A 26,965-nucleotide genomic window follows, 5' to 3' on the forward strand; every position below is an offset into this window, starting at 1 on the left:
GATTAAATTACTTGAGAAAGAAACAAAAGGGTCAAGCTCCACTGTAATTTAGTGGGGCTGACCCTCTTTTGTAAAACTCTTACAATTTAAATGAGCTTTTTAATGAAACAATTAAGTTAAAAACAGTATGTTCATCAGAAGTATGCTTAGGATCTACATTAAAATATCCGTGTCTAAAAAACTGAAATTTATCTTGTGGTTTTACATTTTTCATATTAGGTTCAATAAACCCATTTAAGATTTGCAAAGAATTAGGATTTACACGATCAATAAATGTTTTTTCTTCCTGAATTTCTTCTTCTTGCTCTTCCTCATCTAAAATCAAAGGCTCATACAAGCGGAATTCTGCAGGAATAGCTTCGTTTGCATCAACCCAATGAATGGTTCCTTTCACTTTACGTCCAGTAAAACCTGAGCCACTTTTCGTTTCAGGATCATACGTACAATGTATTTCAACAACATTACCGTCATCATCCTTGATTACCTCTTCACATTTTATGAAATAAGCATGCTTCAATCGCACTTCATTACCAGGGAATAGTCGGAAATATTTTTTTGGCGGATTCTCCATAAAATCCTCTTGTTCAATGTATATCTCTCGTGAAAATGGAATTTGTCTTGAGCCCATCTCAGGATTTTCAGGATTAATTTCAGCATCTAACATCTCTACTTGTCCTTCAGGATAATTGGTAATGACAACCTTCAATGGACGAAGTACCCCCATCGTACGTGGTGAAGTTAACTTTAAATCTGCTCTAATAAAATGTTCAAGCATTCTAGAATCTACTTCACCTGTTCCTTTAGTTACACCTAATTCACGAATAAAAGCACGGATAGATTCAGGTGTATACCCTCTTCTTCGCAATGCAGAAATAGTTGGTAAACGTGGGTCATCCCACCCATCAACATATCCTTCTTCAACTAATTGCTTTAGTTTTCGCTTACTCATTACAGTATTGGTTAAGTTCAGACGCCCAAACTCAATTTGCTGTGGCTTACTGTCCATTTCACTTTCTTCAACGACCCAATTATATAAAGGCCTTTGATCTTCAAATTCTAATGAGCAAAGTGAGTGAGTTACATCTTCTATCGCGTCTTCTATCGGATGTGCAAAACTATATACAGGATAAATACACCACTTATCTCCAGTATTATGGTGTGTCGTATGTGAAATACGATATAGAACTGGATCTCTTAAATTTATATTAGGAGAACTCATATCAATCTTGGCTCTTAACACGCGTTCGCCATTAGCAAATTCACCATCACGCATGCGTTTGAACAAATCAAGATTTTCTTCCACAGATCGGTTCCGGTATGGACTATCTTTACCTGGTTCAGTTAAAGTACCACGGTATTCACGGATTTCATCTGGGGAAAGGTCATCTACATATGCCTTACCTTTGTTAATTAATAAAATAGCACGGTTATACATTTCTTCAAAATAATCTGAAGCAAAAAATAACCCATCCCAATCAAAGCCAAGCCATTCTATATCTTGTTTTATTGAATTGACAAATTCAATATCTTCCTTCAATGGGTTTGTATCATCAAAGCGTAAATTGGTTTTCCCATTAAATTCATCAGCTAAATCAAAATTCGTAATAATAGCTAAAGCATGACCTATATGTAAGTAACCATTTGGCTCTGGTGGAAAACGAGTAGTAACATGATCACGCTTTCCAGTTTCTAAATCCTTCTTTATCATTGGTCTAATAAAATTAGATGAGTTATTGTCCACAATTTTTCAACCTCTCGTATGAAATAAATATTTATGTACCATTTTAGATTTATTAATATTTATATCATATATATTTATATTTTGCCAATAAGGTTTTCTACAAGAATTATTACAACCTTATAAGAAAGAAAGGTTGTCTCACTTTAATATTACATGTGAGCCATATAGCTTATTTAGAAAATACAAAAGCTACACGGAAAAGGCTGTTTTCGCATTAATTGTTGTTTTCTAAAATTTAGTAATAAACAAGCACAGAACTATCGTTCGTTGCGTCTTTATTTTAAAATATGTCAAACGTTCTAAATCCCTTTTTACTATACTAATTTAGTGACAATAATAACCATCGAAAATAGCCTAATAAAAAGAGCCTGAAGCTTAAGCTCAATTTAGTGTAATAATAAAATCTTATTACACATATTGCGAAGCTTAACAACAGACTCTGTTCATGTATTAAATTTATTAGCAATGATACTTTATTACAACATTTGATCTGTTGGACGAACGATGATTTCATTTACATCAACATGATCAGGCTGTTGAACTGCATACGCAATCGCATTTGCAATGTCTATACCTTGTAATGTCTTTAAATCAACATATCTTTCTTGGAAATTACGGATAACATCCTCATCTGTAATTGTATGAGTGAGTTCTGTTGCAACTGCTCCAGGGCAAATAATTGTTGTACGAATATTTTGTCCTGATTTCATTTCTTGTCGCAGCCCTTCGGTAATAGCTCTTACAGCATATTTTGTACCACTATAAACAGAGCTTCCAGGCCCAACTCGATGCCCTGCTACAGAAGAAATATTGATGATGTGCCCTGATTTTTGTTCTTCCATATACGGTAGAACCGCTCCGATCCCATAAAGTACTCCTTTTATATTCACATCAATCATTTTATCCCATTCATCCACTTTTCTTTTGTTCAAAAATGACAACGGCATAATCCCTGCATTGTTTACTAGTACGTCTATTTTACCAAAAACATTGATCGTTTCTTTCGCTAAAGTTTCCATTTCCTCAAACGATGTTACATCTGTCACATGATATGAAGCCTGACCACCAATTTCCTTAACTTGTGCTTGTAATTCCTTTAATCTTTCCTCCCGTCTTGCAGCTAACATCACTTGATATCCTTGCTCTGCTAACTTTAAAGCTGTTGCCTGACCAATCCCACTACTCGCTCCTGTTATGATTGCCACTTTGTTTATCATTATAAAACAACTCCTTTAATATTCAACTTTTTATACTAATAATGTTTTTTTAGTCTAAAATGTATTACATATGTAAATATAACACCATTATTCAACATTGTAAACCAAAAAAACTTATTTTGTCTAAAATGTTTATTATAAGGCTATATTAGTATATGTTATAATTAAGTTTTTAAGGGGGATTTTCTATGCGTAAGATTGATCCTAAGTTAAGGGAACAAATGAGAAAAACATATGCACAAAAATTAATGAGCATCATTCGAGTTCAAGGATTTAATTCACTTAAAATTCAAGATATAGCTGAGCATATGCAAATTAGCAAAGCGACACTTTACAATTATTTCTCTTCAAAAGAAGAAATATTAAATGAAATAACGGTTAACTATATTGAATATTTTAAGCAAGGCGAACAAACCATTGAAAATAATCAATTTACTTATATAGAACGTTTCCAAAAAGTTTTTGAGCAAGAAGTACTAACGGCTATATATATTTCTGAATTGTTTTTAGAAGAATTGAAAATTGGTTTTCCAAATTTATATGAAGAAATTATTTTTGCAAGAAGAAAAAGAAAAACGACCATTAAATATTTTTATGTACAAGGGATGAAAGAAGGGGTTTTTCATTCATTAAATCCTCAAATTCTGCTTATGCAAGATGAGGTTGCATTAAGAAAATTACTAGAACCAACCTATTTATTAGAAGAAGGCTTAACGACTAAACAGGCTTTATTAGATTATTACGAAGCAAAAAAAATACAAATCATAAAAAGTGAAACACTGCTATCTGCAAACGATGAAGCAATGACAGAGATCATTGAACATCTTTCTCGCAAATTAGCAACGTCATATTTATAAATTTTCAGGGTGAGATTAATATTAATCTCACCCTTTCCCATCATCATAACTTATCCATCAAGTAATAATGATTCAGGGTCCTCTACCAGTTCTTTTACATGGACAAGGAATTGCACTGCTTCTCTGCCATCAATGATTCTATGGTCATAAGAAAGAGCAATATACATCATTGGTCGAACTGCAATCGTATCATCTTCATCAATAACAATCGGTTTTTTTTGAATTTTATGCATCCCTAATATCCCTACTTGGGGTGCATTTAAAATTGGAGTTGAAAACAATGAACCGAATACACCACCATTAGTAATCGTAAATGTACCTCCTTGTAAATCCTGAAGTGATAATTTTTTTTCTCTAGCTTTAGAAGCCAAATTCCTAATTCCCTTTTCAATGTCTGCAAAACTTAATTGGTTAGCATCACGGAGAACTGGAACAACTAAGCCCTCTTCTGCTGACACAGCAATCCCGATATCATAATATCGTTTTAGTATAATTTCGTTGTCTTGAATTTCAGCATTTAACATTGGAAAGGCTTTTAATGCACCTACAACTGCTTTCGTAAAAAAAGACATATAGCCAAGGCGAACATCATATTTTTCTTCAAACCTTTGCTTTTTCCTATTACGCAAATTTATAATTGCTGTCATATCTACTTCATTAAAAGTAGTCAACATCGCTGCTTGTTGTTGCGCTTGAACTAAATGGTGTGCAATTGTTTGACGGCGCCGTGACATTGGAATCCGTTCAATTTGTTTAGGTTGAGTAAGGTCAGTGAAAGGTGGTTGAGCATTGTCAGTTATCGTTGATTTATCTTGCTTTTCTTGGATTGAAGTAGCATAGTTTATGACATTTTCAGGTCTAATACGACCGAGCAAATCACTTGAATCAACTTTTTTTAGATCAATCCCTAATTCTCTAGCTTTTTTCCTAGCGGCTGGTGTTGCTATCGGACGCTCATTTTGTGATGACATTTTGTTCGTTTGCTCTCCCTCACGTACATCTATTTTCGGTTGATCATCATGAACTGTTTCTTCGGTAGCAACATTAGAAAATGACTCGTTTGAAGTAAGAACTTCTCTCTTATCATTTACTTTCGCAATTACTTGATCTACAAAAACAACTTCACCTGGCTCAGCTAAAATATCCTCTAATACTCCATCATACTCTGCATAAATTTCTATATTAATTTTGTCAGTTTCTAACTCTACTATCGCTTCACCTTTGGAAATGGAATCACCCTTATGCTTGAACCACTCAGAAATCGTACCTTCTGTAACAGATTCTGCGAGTTCCGGTACTTTAATTTCTTTCATTATGCCCACTCCTCTGTTATTTTCAGTGCTTGTTGTATAATTTGCTCCTGTTCCAACTTATGAATTACATGCTCTCCTGTTGCAGGACTTGAGTGATATGGTCGTCCTATATAATCAAATTTCACACGCTGTAAGGAAGGGTGTAACAACTTATAGATGAATTCCCAAGCCCCCATATTCTTAGGTTCTTCCTGTACCCAAAAGACCTCAGCTAAATTTGGAAAGCGTTGTATTTTTTGAATAATTTCCTCTTTTGGAAAAGGATATAATTGTTCTATACGTAATATATGAATATTACGTGATGCTATTGTGGATCTCGTCTCCAACTCAGAAACTATATCTACGGCAATTTTTCCTGTACAAAGAATAAGCCGTGTCACAGCCTCATAATCTTCTCCAACAAGCGGGTGTTCAATAACTTCTTGAAATTGCTGATTAGTGAATTCCTCAATATATGACATTGCCTTTGTATGACGTAGTAAACTTTTCGGTGTCATTATAATTAGTGGACGAACCCCCTCATCACTTAACATAGCTGCTTGCCTTTTGAGAATGAGAAAATATTGCGCAGAGGAAGTTACATTAGCCACTGTCCAATTATTTTCCGCAGACAAGGTTAAAAAACGTTCTAACCGAGCGCTCGAATGTTCTGGTCCTTGTCCCTCGTACCCATGTGGAAGTAGCATGACTAACCCTGACTTCTGTCCCCATTTAGCCCTCCCAGCTGATATAAACTGGTCAATGATTACTTGCGCAGCATTCACGAAATCTCCAAATTGTGCCTCCCAAATAACCAATGCATCTGGAGCATAAACGCTGTATCCATACTCAAAGCCTAGTACGGCCGCTTCAGACAATGGACTATTATATACCGCAAAAGATGCTTTGCTATGGTCCATGTTGTGTAAAGCAGAAAATTTTCTATCAGTTTGATAATCATTTATAACAATATGGCGGTGGGCAAATGTGCCCCTTTCAATATCTTGGCCTGTCATTCTTATCGGTGTACCATCAGAAATAATTGATGCAAGCGCTAACACTTCAGCTAACCCCCAATCAACTTTTCCTTGTTCGTTCAACGTTTCCTTTCGTCTCATCAGTATTTTTTTTAATTTCGGGTATACATATAAGTCTTCTGGCCATTCGACTAATGAAGTATTAATATCGAGTAGTTTTTTCTCAGTTATTGAAGTTTTTTTCTCTGAAAAGTTAGATGATAACCTTTCATTTAAGCTGGTCTTATCGTTCGTATTTTCTTGTGCAGTTATTTGTTTATTACTATCGGATAATTGGTTATTCATAAATTGTCTATAATTATTGAAGCGCTCAACACTGAACTGTCCCTTCTCATATAGTTGCTCAGCATACTTTTCAGCTACTCGAGTGTGCTTATGAATCAAGTTATACGTTAAAGGCTGTGTTGCCATTGGATCATCTGTCTCATTATGGCCATAACGACGATAACCTACCAAATCTATGAGAAAATCTTTCTTAAATTTCTCCCTATATTGTGAAGCGAGGCGTACAGCTACTAAGCAAGCTTCCGGATCATCAGCATTTACATGTATGATAGGAATTTCAAAACCTTTGACTATATCGCTTGCATACAATGTAGAACGAGAGTCAACAGGGCTTGTAGTAAATCCAATTTGATTATTTGCAATAATGTGTATCGTACCGCCTGTTTGATATCCTCTTAATCGGCTTAAATTTAATGATTCTGCTACGATACCTTCTCCTGGAAAGGCAGCATCACCATGAATGAGAATACTTAATGCACTACTTTGATTTTGTATCGGGTATCCTCGCTTCTGTCGATTTTCTTGGGCTGCACGGGTAAACCCTTGAACAACAGGATTAACAAATTCTAAATGGCTAGGATTATTCGCGAGGTGTATTTTTGTGTGAATACTTTCTTGTTCGTGAATATTAAGATCTGCACCTAAATGGTATTTAACATCACCCGTCCAACCGTAATTTATCCCTGTTGATCCTTCAGATGGGACAAGATGTTTATTCGGTGCATGATGAAACTCAGAAAAGATTTTTTCATATGGTTTTCTTAAAACATGAGCCAGCACATTTAACCTACCTCTATGTGCCATCCCTATCAGAATGTCTTTAGTCCCTGTTTTTGCATTTGCATAAATAATTTCATCTAACATTGGAACTAACATATCAAGCCCTTCAATTGAAAACCGTTTTTGAGCTGCGAATGTTTTGTGTAAAAACATTTCAAAGCTCTCAACTTCAATTAAGCGCTCAAGAAGACTTACCTTTTGCTCTTGTGGCAACTCTTCATACAAAGACTCAGTTTCAACTACTTTATATAGCCATGCCCTTTCTTCTAAGTCTTGTACGTGATTAAATTCGAATGACAAGGAACTTGTATAGAGCTCTTTTAATTTTTCGATAGCAGAAAGTCCGGTACGTATTGAGTGAGGTGCATGCTCCCATATAATATCGGCAGTCATATTGTTCAGATCATTTTTCGTTAAATGATACGTCTCTAAGTTTAGAAAGTTAGGTGAAGAAGCATTTTCATTAAAATGCTGATGGAGCGGATTAATTTTTGCATACAAATGTCCCTTTGTTCGGATCATTGTAACAAGCTGAATTGCCGAAGCAACTTTTGATAATTGGTCTGATTGGTTGTTTTGAGATTCACAATGCTTATTAGTTGAAAAAGTAGGCGGTCCCCACTTAACAAATAATTGTTTAATACTATCATCCACTTGATTCGGGTTATTACAAAATAACTCATATTGCTCTTGAACATACGCCATGTTTGGTCCAGAAAACGATTGCCATTGAAAGCCATGTTTTCTGTTTGTCATGTTAGTTACCCTCCCATTTATATGAATGAATATGATGTAACTATAAGAAGTGTTTTAGTATATTTAATTGAATTTAATTCTCAATTAAAAAATAACAGAAACGCACACATATTACAAAAATAATGCTTCAAATAATAAATAAAGTTGACAATCTTCTTCTCCTAAGCTTCAATATTATTTTTACTATTATCGTACACGGTTATGCCTAACTTTAAGCGACAACCATTTTGACATAACCATATTGTTATCATTAAATTTAAATAGTATTAGTTATTAATAAAGGCTTTTTCCGCATTATTTGTTGCTTACCTAATACTAAAGACGAATTTAACTAACGTTCATGGCATCTTTTTCCCCTAAAGACTTAAAAATCAAATTCAAGAGAAAAAACGGTAAAATTCACGAAAAGAGCTTTAATAAGACAGTAAAAGATACCTCATTATAGTCAGATGATTGGCTGTCGAGGTATCTTTCTTTTAGGCTTTTTATTGTACTTTTTTGTTAATATTACTCAGTAAAACGAGGTCACGTACCGAGGAATAGTTATTTATTTACCTGCCAGTTGTTGTGCCTTCTTTTGTGTTGCGATAACCGCTTGCTCAATAATATTTGTAAATTGATTTTGATCTAACACTTCTATTCCTGCTGCTGTAGAACCTCCAGGTGATGTCACTTGATCACGTAGTTCGTCGGGAGCATGTCCTTCCTTCAACATAGCAGCTGATCCATATATCATCTGCGTAACGAGCTTGCGTGCTTGGGCTTTTGTAACACCGTATTCTAACGCTGACTGTTCTAACGCCTCAGCAAAACGATATAAAAACGCTGGTGCACTTCCAGTAATAGCAGTTAAATCATGTATTTGTTGCTCTGTACATAGTTCTGCATCACCTATTCCAGTTAATACTAGCTCTAACTCTTGACGATGCTTCTCCTTAACAGCTTTGCCAAAAGTGTATAAAGACATAGATTGAGAAATGTTTGCAGCAGTGTTTGGCATAATCCAAGCAACTGGCGTCTCCTCAGGCAGAATATTTTCTAGTAGCTGTATGCCTATTCCACCTGCTATAGTGACAACTAATTGTCCTTTAATCCATAAAGACAAATCTTCTAGTATCTCTTTGTGCGCTTCAGGAGGCATAGCCAAAATAATGATATCTACATGGGCGACCTCATCCTGCCATTTTGCTGATGTTGTGACACCATATTTTTCCTTCAAATCAAATAATCTTTGTTCATCCGTTCGATTCGTAACAATAATTTCATCAATATACTCTTGTTTGTATGTTAGTAAACCAGAAAAAATGGCCTCGGCCATTCTGCCTGCACCAATAAATAAGATCTTTTTTTTCATTAGATGTTCCACTCCATTAATAGACATATTTGTTGATCTAATCAATATTTCTTAAATTCAAATTTGTTTCTTGATCTTTAACTACCACAATAAACGATTATAACGTAGTCACTATTAATAATGAAGTATTTAATTATACTCACGATAAATCTTGATGGATTTTACTTGCTTTAGATCAGTAATAGTATTTATTTTCAGCCTAAAAACTATTTCATTCCTCAAAACAAAATAAAGGAGTACTCTTCTTTTTATAAGAGTACTACCTTAAAAGCCATATAGGTGATCAACCTATTTATAGATCCAAAGCATTCATTATACAAGTTTTACGCTATTGAACATCTAATTTCATGAATGAAAGATGCTGTTAACTTGTATTCTCTAATAAGGGCGTACCACTACTCCAAGTACAATGATTAACAGTATGAATAATACTACAATAAACGCAAATCCACCAAAAGGTCCATGTCCACCATATCCATAACCACCATAACCATACATATTACCATTCCTCCTTTCTAGTTATATGGTCAGTTTATGTGTATAAAAACAAACTGACTGTACGAATGCACATGATGAAAACACCCAATTTATGATAATCTTTATTATTTTTCATATAGCTTGTGTGTTTCGTACTTAGAAACAATGACAAATTTAAATTTGATTTAAGGGATCTTTACTACTTTAATACAGTTGCAATCGATAAAAATATTGCATAGCTGTTTTTATTTAATAACAATAAAATTCCTTTAACTTATTGTGCAAACTCGTGGTTTTTCTTAACAAAAGCCTGTTATCCAATTAATTGTTCATTATGGTAATAATATCCAAATACAAATGTATCTAATGCTCGGGGCATCTTTCTTCTCTATAGACTATGAAAGTCATATAAAACCATTCAGTCTCTCAAATGTGAGGGAAAAAAAGCAACATAGTTTTTGAAAAGAACCTTACTTATATGAACCTTAATGAGCGCAAATGCTAATACAAAATAAGACTTTTTACTTAGCCCATAACTTACATTACTTGTGAAAATATTATCAATCTTGATAATTATACTGAATATTTGTAATATTACAATTAGCTATATGCATTTACTATATAGTAGTAAATATGAATAAAAGGAGTTGGAAAAATGAAAATCCGTACTTATCTATTAATCGTGCTATTAACTACGATGCTAGTATTTCCATCAAGTATTGTAAAAGGTGCTATTGTAACAGATGCAATTCCAAAACCAATTAATGTAACCAATACGCCTGGAACTTGGTATTTAGGGGCTTTACCCGACAATGTGAATATGAACAAATCTCCTCTCGTATTCGTCCAAGGTTTACACGGAAACGCTAAGGATTGGTGGGAAGAGACAGTTTATTACGGTGAAAACGATATGTACAATTATGCATATACTAATGGCTATCGAACAGCTTTTGTACAACTTGAGGATGCAACTGGTGGAGATGCTGCGGATATGTGGCATAATGGTCAAATGCTAGCATCGATGTTAGAGGAAATTTACAACTATTTTGGAGAGCAAGTTACTATTATCGCTCATAGTAAAGGAGGGGTCGATTCACAAACAGCGCTCGTCCATTTTGGAGCATGGCCATACGTAAACGACGTCATAACATTATCTTCTCCACACTATGGTTCTCCTTTAGCTGATTTGGCATATAGTTCTTGGGCAAATTGGTTAGCAGACTTGATTGGCAGAACTGATGAAGGAACATATGTAATGCAAACAGGGGAAATGGAAAAATTCCGTCTAATTACCGACGAAAATGAAAGCGCATACAAAAATAACTATTATACTGCTTCTGGCACTGGATGGGGGCCTTTCTTTTCTGCTCTTTGGTTTGGTGGTGCGTATATAGGCGGTGATAACGATGGTCTTGTTCCTGTATGGAGTTCTAAGCTTCCGTATGGCACTCACTTTTTTAGTGGAGGAGACGACATAGATCACGATAATATTCGTATGGGCAACAGCTCCTTTGATAGAATCGCAACTTTGTTAAATGATACATCTGCTCACACATCGGCAAATTGGTTCACAGCTGCTTCATCTGACTCACAATATGTACCTGAACAATTATTAAGAGGCGGTAGTTTATCTACTAATCAACTAGTAGAAGAACTTATCCCTGTAGAATCTGATAATAATAGAGTTGTATTTCAAATATTAACAGCTAGCGAAGATGTGAATGTAAAGCTTATTTCTCCGAAAGGAAAAGAGTATACAAAAAAATCAAAGCAATATATCCAATCTGAGGGGGAGAATTACTTTAAAAACACTTACATTCAAACATTTACTATAGACCAACCTGGTGCCGGAGAATGGCAAATAGATTTAAATAGTAGCAACGATGATGCCTACTTTATAGTTACAAACTTTCAAGGGTCAAATGCACTTAACTTAGGTTGGGGAGAGCTTGAAAAAGAAGTTAAAAATAAAGATAAAAAAGATAAAAAAGATAAAAAATTAAAGATTGATAAGAAAGTGAAGAAAAATAAATCTAAGCAAAAAAAACCTAGAGATATTTCTAATGAAATTCTTGATATAATCCAAGCTGATACGTACAATGTCACCTATGAAATTGTTGGAACGACTGAGAATGGTGAAACATTTTACCGAACTGCTGTGAAATCTTATTATCAATATGATGAAAATTAAAGTCAATTTGTTTTGTTGAATTAGGTTCGTAGATAATTAATTCAAGAGGATTTAGAATATAATAATTTGCGACTTTATCCTTCATTACAAAATAAGTAAAATTAGGTTATTCTCGTATTTAACATTAATCTTTTATCTATTAAACTAATCTGTTGCGTAAAAGAGCTTGAAACAATATTCAAGCTCTTTTTTCTTCTATATATTTTACGTACCCATTAAATTTCTACTCATATATCATTCAAGGACAGTACCAGTATCATTTACGTATAAAATATATGTTTGCCGATCCTCATCTGCCTCTACCGACGACCTTTTATACTCTTTTCCTTCTATATATATAAATGAATTACCTATATATCCTAAAACATCCATATGGTCACGACAATCATATATTTTAAGAAGCTTTTGCTCTCCAATCCTCCTATACTCCCTTACTTCCACACATAAGTTTTCTCTCACACGTGCATTGGGATCGATCGTATCATCTCCAATTTTGTTCACATATAAAACAAAACGGTCCTCTTCTAATGCTGATGATACTTGTTCATATACAATGCCGTCCTTCACATAATACTCACATTCACGTCTGACAAATATTTGTTCTCGATCGATATCTTTATAATGATATAATGCAGGATAGTCTTTATAACGATCATTTAGCCGAATTTCTAACACTCTAATTTTTTGATTCATGTGCCCTCTCCTATGTAAATGTTATTACATCCATTATATAGAAAATACCTATAGCTATAAAATGATAATACTTAATAAAAGGTTTTATATTTTGCCCTATTACGAAGTCATTGTTAAGGCTCTTTTTGTATATATTACACGACTATCATAAAAATAAGAATAAAAATAGCACAAAGGCTGAATGTATGTGTGGTTATTCTTTAGCATTAATAAACAACCTATACGATATCATCATTACTCAGCTATACATTCTCGTTTTTCACATTAATGAATCGATGCTATAATTTATTCTTTTCCTTAGTAAGATTCACAAGAAGCTTCAAAACCAAAAAATGCTATAAATTAGAGATAAACAACTGATTTATTTATCCTCTAACAATACTTTTACATGTTAGGTGGATCCCACAATCAATATATATATTGAACGAAAAATGCTATCTTGACTGTGGGATTAATCCCCTCTAACATTAATTTTATTAGGCTCTTTTCGTAACTTTGTTGCTATTGTTATCAAAATAGTACCAAATAAGTGGTTTACATTGTTAGTTAACGATGTAGAACAAAGATGCCTATCGTACTTATTTCTTAATACAAAAAACAACAATCAATGGGAATATAGCCTTTTAGTATGTGGAAATTAGAAACGGCGACGACGGAATAATGCACTCAACAAAAAGATCGTTGCGACAGCACGAAATGGAAAGAACCTTCTTCCACCACGACCACGAACAAATAAACCCGTTCCAGTCCTACCTTCGATGACTCCATCATAACTCCAGCCGCCAACTCCCATCACTCTAACGGGTTGATAATAGTACCTATTTGTTAAATTACTGATGTGTTCTTCATGTAGCATATTTATTCCTCCTTTCTAACTAAATCTTGCGAGAAGGATAAATAGCGATACTAGAAAAGGTTTATCAATACTCAATTACTGTGATTTTATATTGATGTTTATTACCCATTCTAAAAAATAGCCTAATACCGATGCAAAGAGCTACTTTTTAATATAGGGTAACTGTCTGAACATATTTAACAGCATCCTTCCGCTTCTATCTATTATATGTATGTAGTAAATAATCGGTATGGACATCCCCCTATGCCTATCAAAAATTTTCTTTGCCTATGTTTAGGTGTTTGTTATAGGAAGTTTTCACATTAATAGTTGCTTTCCGTAAAAAGAGGTAAACACAAATATAACTATCGTTCGGAGCTTCTTTACTTCTCAAAGGTTATAAAGTTATCTAAAACACATCAGTTACTTAAATGTAAGTGAAAAAATAACAACAAAGTTTACGAAAAGTGCCTATAACAATGAGCAGCATAGTTCTAGACTTCTCATATAATACTTCTCTAAATACACGTTTCACCTATATTGTTTCGATCCTACATCGTATTTGTTCTTTGAATAGTTAAAGCTCAATTGCTAATACTAATCAAAGCTCCATAAAACATGTAACAAAATAAGGAGATACAACATGCAAGAAAAACTTCATCCTTATCAAGTCACTATCGTTGTTTATATGATACAAATTGGAATTACCATCATTACTTTACCTCGTATCAGTGCTGAGACTTTTGGGACGAATGGATGGATTGGGGTAATAATTGTATCTCTACTAGTAGCAGTGAACATATTAGCAATTGGTTTAGTCTTCTTTTATAGCAATGGAAAATCAATTTTTAAGATTTTGGATGAAGGACTCCCACAATTTTTATTGCGGCCATTTTATCTTTTTTTAGCGTTACTATGGAGTACTCTTGGAGTATTAATAGCAAAAGATTTCGAATTGCAATTGAATTTATTTTTCTATCCAACACGTACAGCATACATATATGTATTAATGTCTCTTTTTTTTACATATTGGCTCGTTCGAAGAGGAATTTATCACATCGCCAAAGCTTCAGTTGTTTTCTTCGCTGTCATCTTAATGACATTATTATTAGGATTTCTTCTACCCGAGTTTAGATTTACAAGATTAACGCCATTTGTTTTTAAAGGTGATAAAGAGCTATTCAAAGGTGGGATACAAGTTGTATCGGCTTTTTTAGGGTATGAGCTAACCCTTCTTTTTATACCTTATATGCTGAAACCGAAAACAGCTGTAAAATCAGTATTGCTCGGACATGCTATTGTCACTTTTGTCTATGTTAGTACTTGTTTTGTTGCTTTTGGCTTATTTAGCTATCGACAATTGTTAAATGATAAATTCCCAATCCTAACTATGCTTGAATATTTGGAGTTTCCATTCATCGAAAGGGTTGAAGGCTTTGTTTTTCACTTTTTTATACTAGAAGTGATTATCACTGTTATCTTTTTTTATTGGGGTGCTGATCAAGTTCTTAGACAAGCTATTCCAAAGATTTCTCCTAGAAAATCGATTTTAAGTTTAATCATCGTCTCATTTTGTATATCACTATTTGTTAATGGCTCTCTTGAAGTTGATAAGTGGTTACTCAGTCTCGGTTTTGCTGAAGCAATCATTGCTGTAATACTTCCTACACTACTCTTATTAACATTAGGAATATCTCATTTACGTCATAAACAAAATGTTTAATTAATCCCAATCTTCTAGTCAAGATTTTAAAATGACATATTGGTATATCCTATCTTGGAATAGAGTATCTATAGAAGTCCATACTAAGGACAAAACATTTATTAAGACTAATTTATTCACATAGTTAGAAATTACTATAAATTCGGGGTGATAAAGTGTTTACATTTTTTAAAAAGCGGATGAAAAATGATACAGCTAAAAAGAAGACATCCGACAATGAATTAGAAAAGCATGATAGTAACCCTGAACCTACCTATTCACATATTGAACAGCAATTTACAGACTGTACTGACATATCTAAGAAATATTGTCAACGAGTCGATGTAAGACTAATCTATTTCGAGTATATGGTTGACAAACAAACATTAAACAGCGATGTAATTGATAAATTGGAAGATCTTGACCCTGAAGAAGTGCACTCGTTTCTACAGCAAAGCCAATTCCAGCCTAGCCATGAAAATAAAGAAGTAGTAAAAGCGATCTTAGATGGTAATGCTGCAATTTTTCACGAAAATAATACGTATATATTCGAAGCTACAAAGTTAGAAACACGCGCGATACAAACAGCTGAATCTGAGACAATTATAACAGGGCCACATGATGCATTAAATGAACTAATAGATACAAATCTATCTCTAATTAGGCGTAGAGTGAAAAGCTCTCATTTAAAAGTACTAAAATTGTCGGTAGGTGAAATAGGAAAAAGTAACGTGTATTTATTATATATTGATGGCATTGCTGATCAACAAATTGTTCAAGATGCTAAGACAAGGATCGAAAACATAGAGATTGATGCAATTTATGATGTTAACATGCTTGTTCAATTAATCGATGAGTCTCCAAACTCACCTTTTCCACAATTTCATACGACAGAACGTCCAGATGTCATTTCGTCTAAACTAACTGAAGGAAAAGTTGTCGGCATGATGGAGAACAGCCCTTATGCGTTTAGTGCTCCAACGAGCTTTTTTGATTTCTTTCAGTCAACAGATGATTATAACCAGCGGTGGCTCGTGGGATCTGCCACAAGGTTGTTACGCCTATTTGCTTTATTTGTAACTGTTTCTTTTACAGCTCTGTATGTGTCAATAACTACATATCATTATGAAATGGTACCCGATTTACTATTAATTAGCTTAATTACATCAAGAAGTAATGTTCCCTTCCCACCAATAATGGAAGCATTGTTGATGGAATTTACCATTGAACTATTAAGAGAGGCTGGAGCACGTCTACCGACTAAGATTGGTCAAACAATCGGCATTGTTGGTGGAATTGTCATTGGATCAGCATCAGTAGACGCTGGTATTACAAGTAATATCTTAATTATAGCTGTTTCAATTTCTGCTATCTCTTCTTTTGTCATACCTAGTTATGTCATGAGTAATTCTATTAGAATTATTCGGTTTGGTTTTATTTTATTAGCTGGTTTGTTAGGTAACTTAGGTATTGTATTTGGCATAGCTTGTTTAGTTATTCACCTTACTGGATTAACTAACTTAAAAGCACCTTATTTTTGGCCTATTTCACCAACAAATCCTAGTGGTTGGAAAGATACAATCATTAGAGGGCCTCTTAGTATTTTTAATACCCGCCCTAACATAAGTAGCCCTACAAATGATACAAGAAAAAAATTAAAATAACGACAAAATCCTACCCTTAAAGAGCTAGTTGAGAGTAGCTTAAACAACAAGATTTTGTAAGAAAAGGGGACTTATGAATGCAAGAAAAACTCCAACCTTTTCCAACAGCTATACTTATCCATATGGTTCAATCAGGGATTATTTTATTCAGCTTACCTCGTGTAGCAGCTGATGCTTTTGGAACTAATGGGTGGATTGGAGTTTTACTTATCTCCTTAATTGTCATGTTAAATATAGTACTCATTAGTCTCGTTTTTCACTTCGGTAAAGGGAGATCGATATTTAACATATTTGAGGATGCTTTACCAATATCATTGTTGCGACCTTTTTATCTCCTTTTAGCTCTGCAATGGGGTACATTGGCTGTTGTTATCGCAAAGGATTTTGAAATGTTGTTAAGAATGCTATATTATCCTACGATGCCATTTACAGGATATGTCTTTTTATCAATATTATTAACGTATTGGCTCGTTACGAGTGGCATTTATCATATTAGTAAAGCAACCGTTATATTCTTTTATTTATCGATATGGACTGTACCTTTATTATTATTCCACCTTTCTGAATTTAAGTTCTTTCGATTTACACCATTTGTTTTTGAAGGCAGCAAAAAAATAATTGAAGGTGGTAGCGGAGTGTTTACTGCTTTTTTAGGGTATGAAATTATCTTGCTATTATTTCCTTATTTAGCAGTAAAAAAATCTACAGTTAAAGCATTTTTCTATGCAAATGTTATTACAACGATGGTCTACTTCTTCGTTTGCATTGTATCTTTTGGTTATTTTAGCTTTGATTATTTAAGAAATGAATCATTTCCTTCGTTGACATTGCTTGATTATATTAGATTTCCATTTGTGGAACGAATTGAAGGCTTTCTGTATAATTTAGCTTCTTTATCTGTTTTAGTTACTGTCGTGATGTATTATTGGTCAGCAAACGAAGCTATTAAACACGCATTGCCAAAAATAAAGCCAAATCGTTCATTTGCATTATTGTTAATCGTTACGTTTATAATTTCTTTGAACCTGACATTGATAAGAGAGGTTGAATTAGTCTTAACAATTCTTGCACGAATTGAAATCGCAATAGCTATTTTATTACCAATTATCCTTATAGTACTTATAAGCATCACACATATGAGGAGGAAAACAAATGCGTAACATATTCTTTGTAACAATATGCATTGTCCTATTAAGTGGCTGTTATACTAGTTATGGAATCGATGACTTAGCTATGATCAATGCAATAGGTTATGACCTTTCTGAAGAGGAGGATGCTTATCTTGATGTTACAGCCTTATATCCACGCGCTACAGAAACTGGTAACGTTTTTGAAACACTGCAAGCTTCTGGGAATTCAACGAAAGATATTGAGATTGATACGATGGCGCAATCAAGCTTTGAGATCGTAAATGGTCAGCTTGAAATTATGTTATTTGGGGAGGAACTCGCAAAAGAAGGTATCTTACCGATTATTCATACAGCATTACGAGATCCTAGCATTGGCTCTAGAGTTAAGCTAGCTGTAACAAAAGGAAAAGCAGATCAAATCATTACAAAGAAATTAGAAAAAGAACCTAACTTAGGTTTATATTTAGATACAATGTTAAATAAGTTCGAAAAGACATTTGTTTTTCCATCTGTTAATTTATATCAATTTTCCAGATCTTACTTTGATGATGGCATTGACCCCTTTTTACCAGTATTTACAGCAACTTCAAATAATATTGAGTTTGACAGCTTTGCCTTGTTTAATGAAGATAAACTTATTACGACGATCTCAAGAAAACAAGCTGTCTACTTATTTTTTTTAAGAGAAAACTTTCGTAAAGGATTACTTGATATCGATTTAATGAAGGGAGATATTGCAGATCATATTCACCTTTCATATGTTCGTAACAAACATAAAATACATATTACCAAAAAAGAAGATGATCACTTTTCAGTAGAAATTGATATCCATGTTACTGGTTCTTTAGAAGAGTATACCGGTGACTTGAATATTGAAGAACCTAAAGAACAAAAGAAACTAGAAAAAATAATAAAAGAGCTTGTTGATAAAGAAACTATGGCTGTAATGAAGTTTCTACAAAAGAATAATGTTGACGTGATAGGCTTAGGCCAAAAAATTAGAAATAGTCTTACATATGAAGAGTGGAAAAGCCTTGATTGGGATAAAGTGTACCCAGAAATTGACGTCACAATTAAATCAGATGTAAAAATACGAAACATAGGTAAATTTAATCAGGATGACGTGAGCAACTAGTTGAGGACTGATCCACGCTGACTTATAGTGTTACAATAACGAATGGCAGACCTATCTAAGATCTGCCATTCGTTATTTTTCGTTAAGGTGTTTTCTCATTCACACTATAAATTTATTGATAAATAAACAGCAAAGTTTACGAAAAGAGCCTGCACTATTTAAGTTAGCTTACAATTATACATTACATGGTGAAAGACGGTCCTCACAATTTTCATATAGATGTTGTACATCAATATTGAATAACTCTGTAAAAGAGTTAATAGGGTACCCCATTACATATGACATAACAGTATTATAAGCAAATGCCTGTCCAGTATATGTAGGTATATCATCGTCATAATACCCAAAATAAAATTTCCTATTTAATTGTACATCTGTTGACTGTAACAACCCTTTCACACTAGCCCAGTATCTTCCTTCATCTATTGTGTAGTCAGCCCACCAACGCTTATCTTCAAAGAAGGATAGACTAAAATACTGGGCTGCCCCCTCCAGTTTAAACCAATCAGCTAAAGTAAAATTGTCGTTCAACTGATTAACTGGGCTTTGTGGAGAAGAGTAAAAAGCTTGGTGTGCTAAAACGTATTTTAAGTAATCGAGATCTGGGTTTGGTGGAACGGAAATGAGTATATTACCATGAAGATTTATATAGGTAAAAATACAAAGTGACTGAGGTATATGATGAGGTTTTGCAAGAGCTGGGACTATTGTTATTTCTACGTCTTCGACATAAATATATTTTGACACTAGGCTCATGACATTTTGGATAACAGCTTCAATTAACCCTTCATTCCATTGTAATGCAACAAGCTCTTCACGTGTTAATGTTTGCAACTTATGATGGTTTATATCATCAATTAAAGAGCTACTACCTTTACTGCTCTCTTCTTTGAATTCGAAATTAAAGCCATGATCGCGAACTAAATGTGCTAAGTAATCCTTTTTTTCTATTAAGCTGTAGGGGGCGAATTGAGTAATAGATACCATAATGAAATAAGCTCCTTCCATTATTATCTTTAATTTTCCAATGCCATTCTAACTGTTAGAAGCACCTTTAATCCAAGCCAAGCACCTACTGTATTTAACAAAATGTCATCAATATCAAAACTACCTAAGCTAAAAACAAATTGAAGTAATTCCAGACTGCTAATCAACCATATGAATACTAAAATTAATAAACTGCTTTTTCGTAGCTTAGGGATCAATAAAGACAAAAATAATCCGAAAGGTATAAAAACAATGATATTCCCAATTAGGTTTATCATTATTACACGTGCACTATAGTGTCCAATATTGTTCACATAATTACCTATTGTTTTAAATGGAATAAGGTTGTACGAAGATTCTTCAAAACTACTTCTAGAAAATCCAAAGAACATCATGTAAATGAGCATCAAAAAATAAATGCCAAATAACAACCATGCATATATGATTTTCTTATCCTTTGCCAAATTTGTCGTATCCAACATACCTATTCCCCTACTTTTTTGTAACTAACAAAGCAGCTAAATTAATAAATGAATCTCTTCATATCATACCATATATCCTTTGGTAAAATTAGTATAATCAAAAAAACACACAAAATTCAAAAATAATCTGTATAATTTTTAATTATTCAAAAATATTAGAATACAAGACAGGATTTCTATATTAAATATTGAAATATTATATTAATCATTAAATAACACGAATTCTAACACATATATAATATTAAATTAATTAAGGAGGTTCTAGCATTTATAGTCTAAAACGAAGCATTTATCTTATGTTTTCGTGCATACATTATTTAATAAGTAAAGAAATTTAAAATTTCTTTATCACACAACAGCTTAAAAGCGTTTGTGTGATATAATAATAACCGTCACCATTTTGACACAAATAACTAATCTCAACTTTTTATTTGTAAGGGAGGAAATAACAATGAATATAGTAAAAAAAAGCGAGATTCCAGCTCATTTAAGAGAGTATGTTATTGATCAGCAGTACGATGCGTACACTCCTATTAATCACGCTGTTTGGCGTTATGTGATGAGACAAAATGTAAATTTCTTTAAAGATGTCGCTCACGAAGCTTATACAAATGGTGTTACAGCCTCAGGCATGAACATTGAACGTATACCTAGAGTGGAAGAAATGCATAATAGCCTTCAGCCATTTAATTGGGGTGCGGTTGCAATAGATGGATATATTCCAGGAGTAATTTTCTTTGACTTCCAAGCCCATGGGTTACTCCCGATCGGAACTGATATTCGGAAATTAGAAAACATCGAATATACACCTGCTCCTGATATTATTCATGAAGCTGCAGGGCATGCACCAATTCTTTGTGATAAAAAATATGCTGAATACGTCAAAACATTTGGTGAAATTGGACGAAAAGCTATCGCAACAAAGGAAGAACATGATGTTTTTGAAGCTGTTCGTACATTATCTAATTTATTAGAAAAAGGAAGCACAACTGAAGAAGAGATTGCTGAAGCTGAAAGAATTCTTGCAGAAAAACAGAAAGCTGTTACACAAATCTCTGAAGCTGAAGAAATATCACGACTTTACTGGTGGACAGTAGAATATGGACTAATAGGAAGCATCAACGATCCTAAAATATATGGTGCAGGCCTATTATCATCTGTTGGAGAAAGTAGCAGTTGTTTAACAGATGAAGTTAAAAAAATTCCATTTGATCTAGATCATGTTATTTCAACTGGTTTCGATATTACAACAAAACAGCCTCAACTTTTTGTTTGCGAAGATTTTGATCAATTAATTGATGCTGTCAAAGAATATTCAAAGCGGATGGCATTTTATGTCGGTGGCACAGAGAGTCTAGAAAAAGCTGTGCAATCTGGTGCAACTGCAACAGTTGAGTATAGTTCAGGCTTACAGTTGACTGGGACTGTTTCAAAACTAATAAAGGGTGAAAAACAAGAAGCAGTTTATTTAAATACGTCAGGCGAATCCATCTTATCATTTGATGACAAACAACTTGCTAATCATGGGAAAGATGTTCATGCTGATGGCTTCGGATCACCAATTGGAAAGCTAAAAGGAGAAGATAAACCTTTAGAAGACCTAACTGATGTTGAATTAGAGCAGCATGGAATTATTATTGGTGACAAAGCAACACTACAGTTTGAAAGCGGTGTCATCGTTGCTGGAATTGTTCATGAAGTGATAAGAAAGAACAGTAAAGTAATTCTCATTCGTTTCAAAGAAGCTTCAGTCACATATGGCGATCAAACACTTTTCCAACCAGATTGGGGTATGTATGATATGGCTGTTGGGTCACACGTTACATCTGTTTATGCTGGTGCAGCAGATCCTGAAGCTTATTTTTCATCAGAAAGCATAGTAGAGGACGAAGAGGTTAATTCTAACGTAACTAACTCCTTAAGCCCACTAGATCATTTATATACAAAAGTACGTGAAATTAGAGAAGATATTAGTATTCATTCAAATTCATCTGAAGCTTTACTAGAAGTGATAAATCAACTAGATAAAGACTTCCATAATGATTGGTTATTACGCTTAGAAATTTTAGAGCTTCTAGCTGAAAATGATCTGAATCCTGAAGGTCAAGAAAAACTTCATAATGACTTAAACCGCTTAAAAAGTGAAGAAAAGGCATTATCTCAACTCATCGAAAACGGTTTGAAATTAATCTAGTTGACGGTATGAAAACGAGCGCTATGAAATTAAATAGCTGCTCGTTTTTTCTATTGATCATTGAACATGTGTTTTATGACACACCTTTTCTTTTCTTTATTACATGAGAAATACTAAGTAACAATAATAAAAAGACAGGCAGAGCAATCGATACCACCCCTTCTATTAATCCTAACCAAATATCCCATTCATCTAACTCTCTTGAGAGATTTGGTATGAAGGACAAACAAAAAGTTAAAATTATTAAAAACAAGAGGGTATAACGAGGCTTAATTGATGGCACAGCATGTCTAAGTACTAAATCGGCAGACCAGTAATAAACAACGATAGTTATCAATACTCTTAGGAAATATAAGCTAACAATAAATCCATCTAAGCGTTGAAAAAAAGGCAATTGAAAATATTCAATCATAGTAATGAATGGATACGTGTCATTTACCAATTGGTCATAACTGAAATATCCGTAAGCAACAAAGCTATTTACAAGAAAAATGAATGTTGTAATGATATTCCCGAACATCAATGCTTTAAAAGCTGATTTCTTTTTCATCATAAATGGGATGATTAAAATAACTAGCTCATAACCTAAAAAAGCATCTAACACACCAAAACCGCCATCAATAATCTTTTTCTCCCCTTCAAAAATAAAGGGTGTAAATCTTAAAATCCTAAATTCAGGTGTTAAATAGAAAAACAACAACACAATCCATATAGTAAGCCCAAAAAATACAACCGTTGTTTTCCCGATATGGTATATTCCACTTCTAACTAGCCAATATGTAATCACTAAAGTAAAGATAATAAATAAAAGTGAAGGCATAGTTGGATAATATAAGGTACGTAACAATAAGTCATAATACTTTAAAACTAAGACCCCAGTTGTACTCCACAACAAAGCTAAAAAAACATATAGTGGCTTTACAAGAATTGGTGATATTACGTCTTCTAATATTTCAAATATGGTTTTATCTTTTCCAAAACGAAATACTAACGCTATAAGTATTAAATTCAAAATGACAAGCACAGAAAATATTAAGATTCCAATCCACCCATTTGTCCCAAACGCTTCTGCGGTATAACGTGGTAAGCTTAATTGATCAATGCCTGTTTGTATCATAAAGACCATTATTGCAACCTGAAATGTACTGAGTCCCTCTTTCATCATGTGCCTCATTTGCTTATTGATTTTGTTGGCCGTTTTTTAGCTTTCATTGTTGCTCTCCCCAATTGGAACTAAACACGATAGGCGACTTTTTTCTTTAAAGACTGCCAAAATCATATACTACACAACAGTTGCCCTAATGTAAGTTAAAAAAGCAACAGAGTTTTCGAAAAGAACCTTTTCTATTGAAGTACTAAAACTGAAAAGAATAAATGAGCTTGAATTAAATAATTACATATTTATTCCTTTGATGTTAGTATGATGATAATTACCTAAATTATTCCTACTTCTCTCCATAATCTACATTTAATGCATGACTATCACTTCTTATATAGCCTTTACACTTCCATTTTTTTAGCTAAAATCTTCATATTCGTTTCGCATCGATTGTTGTTTTTTTAATTAGGTATAGACACGGGAATACCAATTGCTCATGATCTTTTCTACTCTTAAATTAATGGAGTTGTAAAACTTATCATACTGTCCATTCTTAGTAAAAAAAAGCAACAAAGTTTACGAGAAGAGCCTTTATATAGGCAATCAATTTTACCGTAGTTCATGCTAATGGAAGAAGTTCACCATGTTTTCTAGTACGACATTCCAATAACATTTATGGCCCTTAAGTAAATTATTAGAAATCAAGACAAAATAGTTGAATGTCAAAAAAGGTCAGAGTATAATAAAGTCAAAGTTAGTCAAACACCTACCGATTCAATCGGTCTATTTTTCATATTAAAAGTCAAAGTTAGTCAAAGTCTAAACTAAATTGTATTTCAACTGATATCAGAGTTTATTAATAACAATAAATTTTAAATATGGAGGTTTTATGTTATGGAATGTCAAGTTTGTAAAAATAAAGAAGCTGCTATTGTAGTTAAACTGAACATAAACGGTAACCAGGAACAATTACCTTTATGCCAAGAATGCTTTATCAATGAACGTAATAAATTAAATACACCCTCTGGCTTCCAAGGGTTTTCGCAATTTCCTTTTGAGCACATGTTTCAAGGTTCTCAATCATCATCCGAGTCCAAAGAACATAGCAAACAAACTCAACATGGAGGCAGAGGAGGATTATTAGATCAATTTGGACGCAACATCACACATGCTGCCAAAGCAGGCTTAATTGACCCTGTTATCGGTAGAGACAAAGAAATAAATAGAGTAATTGAAATTCTAAATCGACGCAACAAAAATAACCCCGTACTCATAGGTGAACCGGGTGTTGGTAAGACAGCAATAGCAGAAGGTTTAGCGTTAAAAATAGCTGACAATAATGTCCCGACTAAACTGTTAAATAAAGAGGTATATTTACTTGATGTTGCATCTTTAGTAGCAAATACTGGTGTGCGTGGTCAATTCGAAGACCGTATAAAAAGAATCATTGGAGAGCTTCAAAGAAGAAAAAATATTATTCTTTTCATTGATGAAATCCATTTATTAGTTGGAGCTGGTTCAGCCGAAGGCTCTATGGACGCAGGTAACATCCTAAAACCAGCACTTGCTCGGGGCGAGTTGCAAGTGGTTGGAGCAACAACGCTTAATGAATATCGCAAAATTGAGAAGGATGCTGCTTTGGAACGACGCTTTCAACCGGTTACTGTAGCAGAACCAACAACTGATGAAGCGGAACAAATATTACATGGTATTAAAGAAAAATACGAAAACTACCATCATGTAAAATATACTGACGAAGCAATCACACAATGTGTCACTTTATCACACCGTTACATCCAAGATCGCTTCTTACCTGATAAAGCTATTGATCTACTTGACGAGGCTGGATCGAAAATTAATTTAGAGTTTGGTCACACCGATGAACAAGCTATACAAGATCGCCTATCTCAAATAACAAAAGAAAAGGAGATTGCAGCAAATCAAGAAAATTACGAAGAAGCTGCAAATTTACGACACGAAGAAATCAAGCTAGAAAAACAATTAAAAGATCAAAATAATGTAGAGAAAGCATTGGTAAATACGGAAGTTATTCAAAAAATTATTGAAGAAAAAACAGGTATCCCAGTTGGGAAGTTACAACAAGATGAACATAATAGAATGAAAAACTTGGAGAAAAACTTATCATCAAAAGTAATAGGACAAGAGGAAGCTGTTAAGAAGGTTGCAAAAGCCATTCGTCGAAGCAGAGCTGGACTAAAAGCAAAACATCGTCCAATTGGATCATTTCTATTTGTAGGTCCAACAGGTGTCGGAAAAACGGAACTAACAAAAACTTTAGCAGAAGAATTGTTTGGCTCTAAGGACATGATGATACGCTTCGATATGAGTGAATTTATGGAGAAACATTCGGTATCAAAATTAATAGGTTCACCTCCTGGATATGTTGGGCACGAAGATGCAGGTCAATTAACAGAAAAAGTCCGCAGAAATCCTTATAGTATCATTTTATTAGATGAAATTGAAAAAGCACACCCTGATGTGCAACATATGTTTCTTCAAATTTTAGAAGATGGCCGTCTTACTGATAGCCAAGGTAGAACAGTTAGCTTCAAAGATACAGTAATTATAATGACCAGTAATGCTGGAACATCACATAAAACAATTACAGTAGGCTTTGAACATAGCGGAACCGATGCTATTAAAGAAAGTAATATTCTAAATACGTTAGGTTCATTCTTTAAACCAGAATTTTTGAACAGATTTGATAGCATTATCGAATTCAATCAATTGGAAAAAGCACAGTTACAGAAAATAGTAGAGCTATTAATTTCAGAACTAGAACAAACATTAAAAGATCAAAATTTAATATTAACTGTTTCATCAGAAGCGATTGAAAAAATTGCTGAATTAGGCTATCACCCTCAATTTGGAGCTAGACCACTACGTAGAGTCATCCAAGAACAGCTTGAGGATCAAATCGCTGATTTACTGCTCGAAAACCAAGATGTTACAGAGTTCCACACAGATATAAGAGCAGAAAAAATAACAGTTAAGGTAGTTGAAAAGCAAATTGTATAAGTCTAAAGGCTAAAATCA

At 33.7% G+C, this 26,965-nt stretch carries 19 protein-coding genes; 8 read left to right on the top strand and 11 right to left on the bottom strand.

Annotation, left to right across the window (positions count from 1 at the left end; all coding sequences use genetic code 11):
* Nucleotides 1-79 precede the first annotated feature (79 nt).
* Entirely contained in the window at nucleotides 80-1,741 is a 1,662-nt protein-coding gene (locus SLH48_RS06355) for a glutamine--tRNA ligase/YqeY domain fusion protein (protein ID WP_320257452.1), read from the bottom strand.
* 476 nt (nucleotides 1,742-2,217) lie between these two features.
* Complete coding sequence (locus SLH48_RS06360; RefSeq protein ID WP_320257453.1) at nucleotides 2,218-2,958, bottom strand: SDR family oxidoreductase; 741 nt, start codon at nucleotides 2,956-2,958, stop codon at nucleotides 2,218-2,220.
* A 188-nt stretch (nucleotides 2,959-3,146) separates the two neighbouring features.
* On the opposite strand from SLH48_RS06360, the gene SLH48_RS06365 reads away from it, so the two are divergent.
* Complete coding sequence (locus SLH48_RS06365) at nucleotides 3,147-3,815, top strand: TetR/AcrR family transcriptional regulator (RefSeq protein ID WP_320257454.1); 669 nt, start codon at nucleotides 3,147-3,149, stop codon at nucleotides 3,813-3,815.
* A 50-nt stretch (nucleotides 3,816-3,865) separates the two neighbouring features.
* Here SLH48_RS06365 and odhB read toward each other — a convergent pair whose 3' ends face one another.
* From odhB to SLH48_RS06385, 4 genes are all read right to left on the bottom strand, one after another.
* A complete protein-coding gene (gene odhB / locus SLH48_RS06370) occupies nucleotides 3,866-5,128 on the bottom strand; it encodes a 2-oxoglutarate dehydrogenase complex dihydrolipoyllysine-residue succinyltransferase (RefSeq protein ID WP_320257455.1) in 1,263 nt (420 codons plus the stop codon).
* Nucleotides 5,128-7,965, bottom strand: coding sequence for a 2-oxoglutarate dehydrogenase E1 component (locus SLH48_RS06375; RefSeq protein WP_320257456.1), 2,838 nt, complete (start codon nucleotides 7,963-7,965; stop codon nucleotides 5,128-5,130). The genes odhB and SLH48_RS06375 overlap by 1 nt, the downstream gene beginning before the upstream one ends.
* Before the next feature lie 547 nt (nucleotides 7,966-8,512).
* Nucleotides 8,513-9,319, bottom strand: coding sequence for a pyrroline-5-carboxylate reductase (gene proC / locus SLH48_RS06380; RefSeq protein ID WP_320257457.1), 807 nt, complete (start codon nucleotides 9,317-9,319; stop codon nucleotides 8,513-8,515).
* A gap of 378 nt (nucleotides 9,320-9,697) precedes the next feature.
* Nucleotides 9,698-9,817: a sporulation protein YjcZ gene (locus SLH48_RS06385; protein WP_214482142.1), complete on the bottom strand. Its 120-nt coding sequence runs from the start codon at nucleotides 9,815-9,817 to the stop codon at nucleotides 9,698-9,700.
* A 634-nt stretch (nucleotides 9,818-10,451) separates the two neighbouring features.
* On the opposite strand from SLH48_RS06385, the gene SLH48_RS06390 reads away from it, so the two are divergent.
* Nucleotides 10,452-11,987 carry an esterase/lipase family protein gene (locus SLH48_RS06390; RefSeq protein ID WP_320257458.1) on the top strand — a complete coding sequence of 512 codons (1,536 nt, stop codon included), beginning with the start codon at nucleotides 10,452-10,454 and terminating at the stop codon, nucleotides 11,985-11,987.
* Nucleotides 11,988-12,221: 234 nt separating this feature from the next.
* Here SLH48_RS06390 and SLH48_RS06395 read toward each other — a convergent pair whose 3' ends face one another.
* Complete coding sequence (locus tag SLH48_RS06395) at nucleotides 12,222-12,680, bottom strand: hypothetical protein (protein ID WP_214482140.1); 459 nt, start codon at nucleotides 12,678-12,680, stop codon at nucleotides 12,222-12,224.
* Nucleotides 12,681-13,317: 637 nt separating this feature from the next.
* Nucleotides 13,318-13,536, bottom strand: a complete 219-nt coding sequence (locus SLH48_RS06400) for a hypothetical protein (protein ID WP_214482139.1) — start codon at nucleotides 13,534-13,536, stop codon at nucleotides 13,318-13,320.
* 622 nt (nucleotides 13,537-14,158) lie between these two features.
* On the opposite strand from SLH48_RS06400, the gene SLH48_RS06405 reads away from it, so the two are divergent.
* From SLH48_RS06405 to SLH48_RS06420, 4 genes are all read left to right on the top strand, one after another.
* A complete protein-coding gene (locus tag SLH48_RS06405) occupies nucleotides 14,159-15,238 on the top strand; it encodes a GerAB/ArcD/ProY family transporter (RefSeq protein WP_320257459.1) in 1,080 nt (359 codons plus the stop codon).
* Between the two features lie 155 nt (nucleotides 15,239-15,393).
* Nucleotides 15,394-16,881, top strand: a complete 1,488-nt coding sequence (locus tag SLH48_RS06410) for a spore germination protein (protein WP_320257460.1) — start codon at nucleotides 15,394-15,396, stop codon at nucleotides 16,879-16,881.
* A 77-nt stretch (nucleotides 16,882-16,958) separates the two neighbouring features.
* Nucleotides 16,959-18,041, top strand: coding sequence for a GerAB/ArcD/ProY family transporter (locus SLH48_RS06415; protein ID WP_320257461.1), 1,083 nt, complete (start codon nucleotides 16,959-16,961; stop codon nucleotides 18,039-18,041).
* Nucleotides 18,034-19,146 carry a Ger(x)C family spore germination protein gene (locus SLH48_RS06420; RefSeq protein WP_214482135.1) on the top strand — a complete coding sequence of 371 codons (1,113 nt, stop codon included), beginning with the start codon at nucleotides 18,034-18,036 and terminating at the stop codon, nucleotides 19,144-19,146. The genes SLH48_RS06415 and SLH48_RS06420 overlap by 8 nt, the downstream gene beginning before the upstream one ends.
* A 174-nt stretch (nucleotides 19,147-19,320) precedes the next feature.
* Here the strand turns inward: SLH48_RS06420 and SLH48_RS06425 are convergent, their stop codons facing one another.
* A complete protein-coding gene (locus SLH48_RS06425; protein WP_320257462.1) occupies nucleotides 19,321-20,133 on the bottom strand; it encodes a DUF2268 domain-containing putative Zn-dependent protease in 813 nt (270 codons plus the stop codon).
* A 29-nt stretch (nucleotides 20,134-20,162) separates the two neighbouring features.
* Nucleotides 20,163-20,612 carry a VanZ family protein gene (locus tag SLH48_RS06430; protein WP_320257463.1) on the bottom strand — a complete coding sequence of 150 codons (450 nt, stop codon included), beginning with the start codon at nucleotides 20,610-20,612 and terminating at the stop codon, nucleotides 20,163-20,165.
* Nucleotides 20,613-21,072: 460 nt separating this feature from the next.
* Between SLH48_RS06430 and SLH48_RS06435 the strand changes: the two genes are divergently transcribed.
* Nucleotides 21,073-22,809, top strand: coding sequence for an aromatic amino acid hydroxylase (locus tag SLH48_RS06435; protein ID WP_320257583.1), 1,737 nt, complete (start codon nucleotides 21,073-21,075; stop codon nucleotides 22,807-22,809).
* Between the two features lie 73 nt (nucleotides 22,810-22,882).
* Here the strand turns inward: SLH48_RS06435 and SLH48_RS06440 are convergent, their stop codons facing one another.
* Nucleotides 22,883-23,971: a GerAB/ArcD/ProY family transporter gene (locus SLH48_RS06440; protein ID WP_214482132.1), complete on the bottom strand. Its 1,089-nt coding sequence runs from the start codon at nucleotides 23,969-23,971 to the stop codon at nucleotides 22,883-22,885.
* An 831-nt stretch (nucleotides 23,972-24,802) separates the two neighbouring features.
* Here SLH48_RS06440 and SLH48_RS06445 point away from each other — a divergent pair.
* Complete coding sequence (locus tag SLH48_RS06445; RefSeq protein ID WP_320257464.1) at nucleotides 24,803-26,947, top strand: ATP-dependent Clp protease ATP-binding subunit; 2,145 nt, start codon at nucleotides 24,803-24,805, stop codon at nucleotides 26,945-26,947.
* Nucleotides 26,948-26,965 lie beyond the last annotated feature (18 nt).

It is taken from the genome of Cytobacillus sp. IB215316, assembly GCF_033963865.1.
Taxonomy (GTDB): domain Bacteria; phylum Bacillota; class Bacilli; order Bacillales; family SM2101; genus Nanhaiella; species Nanhaiella sioensis.